This window comes from Nitrospirota bacterium (assembly GCA_035516965.1).
Taxonomy (GTDB): Bacteria; Nitrospirota; UBA9217; order UBA9217; family UBA9217; genus MHEA01.
This window is the reverse complement of sequence record DATIZR010000071.1, coordinates 1-4,887: the sequence shown is the minus strand read 5'-3', so window position 1 is coordinate 4,887 and position 4,887 is coordinate 1. Positions and strand designations below refer to the sequence as shown.

4 protein-coding genes are annotated in these 4,887 nt (G+C 58.8%); 1 reads left to right on the top strand and 3 read right to left on the bottom strand.

The annotated features are described in order from the left end of the window. The 3 genes from selB to VL197_11435 all read right to left on the bottom strand — a co-directional run. Positions 1-1,357: selenocysteine-specific translation elongation factor (gene selB, locus VL197_11445; protein ID HUJ18594.1), on the bottom strand; the 1,357-nt coding region annotated here is incomplete at its 3' end. Positions 1,358-1,562: 205 nt separating this feature from the next. Continuing rightward, on the bottom strand, positions 1,563-2,981 hold the full coding sequence (selA, locus tag VL197_11440) for an L-seryl-tRNA(Sec) selenium transferase (GenBank protein ID HUJ18593.1): 1,419 nt from the start codon (positions 2,979-2,981) through the stop codon (positions 1,563-1,565). Between the two features lie 104 nt (positions 2,982-3,085). Continuing rightward, entirely contained in the window at positions 3,086-4,363 is a 1,278-nt protein-coding gene (locus VL197_11435) for an ISNCY family transposase (GenBank protein HUJ18592.1), read from the bottom strand. Positions 4,364-4,611: 248 nt separating this feature from the next. On the opposite strand from VL197_11435, the gene VL197_11430 reads away from it, so the two are divergent. After that, on the top strand, positions 4,612-4,887 hold a 276-nt coding region (locus tag VL197_11430), incomplete at its 3' end, for a twin-arginine translocation signal domain-containing protein (protein ID HUJ18591.1).

Below are 4,887 nucleotides of genomic sequence, written 5' to 3'. Positions count from 1 at the left end.
ACTGTTTGACGAGGTCCACGCAGGTTTTCTCGAGCGCGGCGGGATGGGACGCGTGAACGTAGAGGTTGTCCACGCGCAGCACTGCTTTCTTCTGGACGAGCGATGCCAGCGCCTGGGTAATTTCCTGCTTGTCCGCAGCCGTGACCCCGATCAGTTCATTCTCCTCCATGCCAGCAAGGCCCCTGCCCGCGATGAACAGGGCGAGCGCCTCTTCCCGCGTCCCTTTCTCGAGCGTGCCAAGGTTCTTGAGCGACTCCTGCATGGCCGCCTGCTTGTGCCTGCGCGGGTGGGGGTTCAGCACCATGCCGCCGCCCAGGGTTTCCATGGGAGAGTAAAAGCGCAGGATGAACCGGTCGCCGTGCTGGATGATCACGGGCTGTTCGAGCCTGATCTGGACGAAGCCCTCCTGCCCGGGCGCAAGCTCGCTCGACCCGAGCACGGTCAGCCTGCCGAGCGCTTCCTGCGTCGTGTTGTAGAAGCGGATGCGCGATCCGGTCTTGAGTCCGCGGGGGGCCTGCTGCAGGAGCTCGAGCTTTGCGTCGAGCGTCCTCGTCGCTTGGAAGAAACCGGCGCTCACGATGGTGTCCCCGCGCGAGAGCTGGTCCTTCTCGACGCCCTGCAGGTTCACGGCCGTGCGCTGGCCGGCCACGGCGCGCTGCACCGCCTGGTTGTGGGACTGGATGCCGCGGACCCTGGTCCTGATCGAGCGCGGCAGGACCTCGACCTCCTGCTCCGTGCTGATCACGCCCGACAGGAGCGTACCCGTGATCACCGTGCCGAAACCCTTCATGGTGAAGACCCGGTCGATGGGAAGCCGGAGGATGCCGTTCGACGATTTGGGAGCGACTTCGTTGGCGAGCTTGGCCAGGGCCTGGATGAGCCCGGGAAGGTTCTCGCCGGTCTTTGAAGAGACCGCGAGGATAGGAGACTTTTCGAGGAAGGTTCCCTTGACGAAATCGCGCACTTCGTCCTGGACAAGGGCGAGCCAGTCCTTGTCCACCATGTCCATCTTGGTGAGGACGATGAGCCCCTTCTTCACATGCAGCAGGTCGCAGATGGCGAGGTGTTCGCGCGTCTGGGGCATGATGCCCTCGTCCGCCGCGATCACGAGCATCACGATGTCCATGCCGCCCACGCCCGCCAGCATGTTTTTGATCAGGCCCTCGTGGCCGGGCACGTCCACGATGCCCATGCGATGACCGCCGGGGATGTCGAGCGACGCGAACCCGAGGTCGAGCGTGATGCCGCGTTCTTTCTCTTCCTTGAGCCGGTCAGGGTCCGTGCCGGTCAGGGCCTTCACGAGGCTCGATTTCCCGTGGTCGATATGTCCGGCAGTGCCGAGAATGATGTATTTCATAGGATCAGTGCGGAATGGGGAGTCCAGAATGCGGAATGAAGAACCGCAGAACCGGATGCGAGATATTGGACGCAGATGACGCAGAAGGAGCGGATAAAGATAAAAACCTTAAAGTCCTGTGTGTTGATCCCTGTTCGCCTTTGCCGTATCCGTCGTTCCAGATGTTATCTGCGTCCCATTCGGAATTTTTGGTTTTGTTATGGCTTTAACCGTGTTTATCCGTGGCTACGACACGCTTCACTGCTTCCACGATCTGTTCGATCTCGTTGTCGTTCAGCGTGCGCGGGTCGAACACGACCATGCCCTCCCTGATCCGCGCGATGACGTGCGGCGTGTTCAGGCGGAGGCCGGTCTCGATCTTGTTCGCGCTCAGGCGCTCGTGGCGGATGCAGACGGTCTTGGTCGGGAAGATGCCTGTGGGAAGCGCGCCCCCGCCGCTCTGGGACGTGTCGTCCTGAATCGATACCGCAAGCAGCGTATCGCCGATTTTTTTCAGACCGGAGGCCAGCATGTCCGCCTTGCGCTCGATCTCGGACAGCGGCTGGGTCAGCATCCAGAGCGTCGGGACATCGCGGCTCGCCTTTTCGGGATCCAGATACTGGTGGAGCGTGGCGTCCAGGGCGGCCATGGTCAGCTTGTCGATGCGCAGCGCGCGGGCGAGGGGGTTCGAGCGGATGGGATCGAGCCAGGCCTTTTTCCCCAGGATCATGCCGGCCTGCGGCCCGCCCAGGAGTTTGTCGCCGCTGAAGGTGAGCACGTCCACGCCGGAGTCAACGGCCTGCTGCACCGTGGGCTCGCTGCCCGCGCCGTAGGTGGAGAGGTCGATGAAGCTGCCGCTTCCCAGGTCCCACATGACCGGCAGCTTGTGCTTCCTGCCGAGCTTCACCAGGTCCGCGGCTTCGACCTCCTTGGTGAAGCCCACGATCTTGTAGTTGCTGGTATGGACCTTCAGGATCAGCCCGGTGTTCTCGTTGATCGCCTGCTCGTAGTCCTTGAGGTGGGTCTTGTTCGTGGTGCCGACCTCGCGCAGCACGGCTCCGCTTCGCGCCATGACGTCGGGCACGCGGAAGGAGCCCCCGATCTCGACGAGCTCGCCTCGCGACACGATCACCTCTTTGCCGCGGGCGATGGTGTTCAAGCAGAGCAGCACCGCGGCAGCGTTGTTGTTCACGGCTGTTGCGGCTTCGACGCCGGTGAGCCGCTTCAGCATGCCCTCTACGTGCACGTGCCGCTTGCCCCGTTCGCCCGCCTGGAGGTCGTACTCCAGGTTGGAGTAGGAACGGGCAGCCTCGACGACCCGCTGAATCGCCTGCTCGGACAGGATGGAGCGGCCCAGATTGGTATGGACCACGACGCCCGTGGCGTTGATGACGCTCTTCAGGCTCGGCTCGGAGAGATGCTTGAGCACAGGCTCCGCTTCATCCAGGATCGCGGCAGGGGAGAGACTTCTGTCGTCGAGGGATTTTGCATTGCCGCCCTCCAGGATCTGGGTCCGCTTGCGGTCGAGCACTGTGCGGATGGCGGTCAGCACGAGGACGCGAGGATAGGCATCAAGCCACTGCTGCGTGCGCGGTTCCTTCAGAATCTCATCCACGGCGGGCAGCTTTCGGAGCAGCTCTTTCATGGCTGTACCATAGCACAGGTTATGGGTGATTTCAACAGGAGAAACCAGAGATGTCAAGCCAAAGTAGAAATGTCCTATTATTACCAAAATAGAAATGTCCGGTTTTAGGGAGCAGCGGCTATCCGTTCCTTTCTTCTTCTCTTTGATAGAAAAAGCGTCTTCCAAGGGTGATCGACTGGAGGAGTCCATGGCTTTCTCTGTCTAAGCAAAAGCCGCGCTTCCGCTGTATCGGTCGGTTGCTTCGTGATTTCCCGGTAACGCAGGTCCTGTCCTTTGTAGCTTATATGCAGGCTGCCATCAAGCCGCTCTTCCACCGTTACCTTCTTTGCCCGTGTCGCCTGCTCAAGCTGATAAAAGGTGCCATTATGAGCGATGGTGAAGTCGTTCTTAACCGTGCGCTCTTCTTTGACGCAGAGAATACGGTCGAGCTCTCTACTGTGCAATGCGGCCCGGTGCAAATCTGCTTCAGATGCAGCCGGTTTCGCGAACCTCCTGTTGTACTTCGGCAGATAGTCCTCCAAGAACGCGTTTGCCTCCTCAACGCTTTTGACCCCCAGAAGTCGCATCTCTCTTACCAGCCGGTCCTGAAGGGTCTTAAAGAGCCGCTCCACCCTGCCTTTGGCTTGGGGCGAATTGGCATGGATGACCTCGATGTCCAGAGCTGCCAGGCTCTTTTCAAAATGACTCATGGGCTTCTGGTCGTTAAGCTGCTCCTCGATGGTCGGCTCAGCCCAGGACTTATACGTAGTGTGCTTGTCCAAGTAGACGCTCTTGGGGATGCCATAGCGCTTTATATACCGTTTCATGCTGTCCATGGCAGGCATGGTGCCTTCGTAGTCATAAAAACGGCCGTGTACAGTGTTTGTAGCGTCGTCAATGTATCCCATGAACACACAGACCGGACCACGGCCCTCGAACCAGTCATGATGGGAGCCGTCTAGCTGGACCATCTCACCGAAATGGGCCTTCCGCTCCCGCCGCTGACGATGTTTCCTCACCTTGCGCTTCTTGTAGGGTATCGCCGCCTCGTTCAGCCATAACCGCAGCGTTTCATCGTTTATGGTGATCCCGTGTACCTCGAAAAGCTTCTCTGTGGCATGGGCCATGTTGAAATCATGATACTCTTTCCGGAAGAGCTTCAGAACCCGCTCCTTGACCGTCTTGGGAATCCGGCGGTTCGATGCCTTACCCCTGGACCGGTGGCATATACCTTCGTCACCTTCTTCCCGGATCCGCTTGATCATCCTCCGTATCTGACGGTCACTGATATCTATAAGCCTTGCGGCTTCTGTCTGTGTGATCTGCTCATCCAATGCTTCACGGATAATATGCAGACGTTTTACTTCTCTTCTACTCATCCTGATCATGTCCTGTTCTGCCACAATGCCCTCCCTCAATGGTCGAGCATTGTAACTGGGAATAGGACATTTCTATTTTGGCGAATTAGGACATTATCATTTTGGGATTACACAGGAGAAACCAGAGACGAGTGGCGAAAGACAAGTGACGCGTATCGAGTGGCGGGCAATATCCTCTTTGCCCTTGACATCATGGCTATTCTATGTCATTTTTACCACTGCTTGAAAACGACTCGCCGAAAGGCGGAAGGGCTCTACGAGGTGTCAGGAAGATGAAGAGGCGTGATTTTTTGAAGGGTGCTGCTCTTGCCGGAGCGGCGCTGGCGGGAATGAATGCCGCAACAGATCTGTTCGTGCCGTTTGCCGAGGCTGTTGAGGTTCCCAAGTTCAATTTTGCCCACCTTACGGACCTCCATCTCGACGTGAAAGGCGACAGCACGTGGCAGTACCGGGAGAAGAGCGTGCCCCTGTTCATCGATGCCCTGCGCCAGCTCGGCCGCCTGCCGAAGCTGAACTTCGTGGTCTTCGGCGGGGACCAGATCCATTAC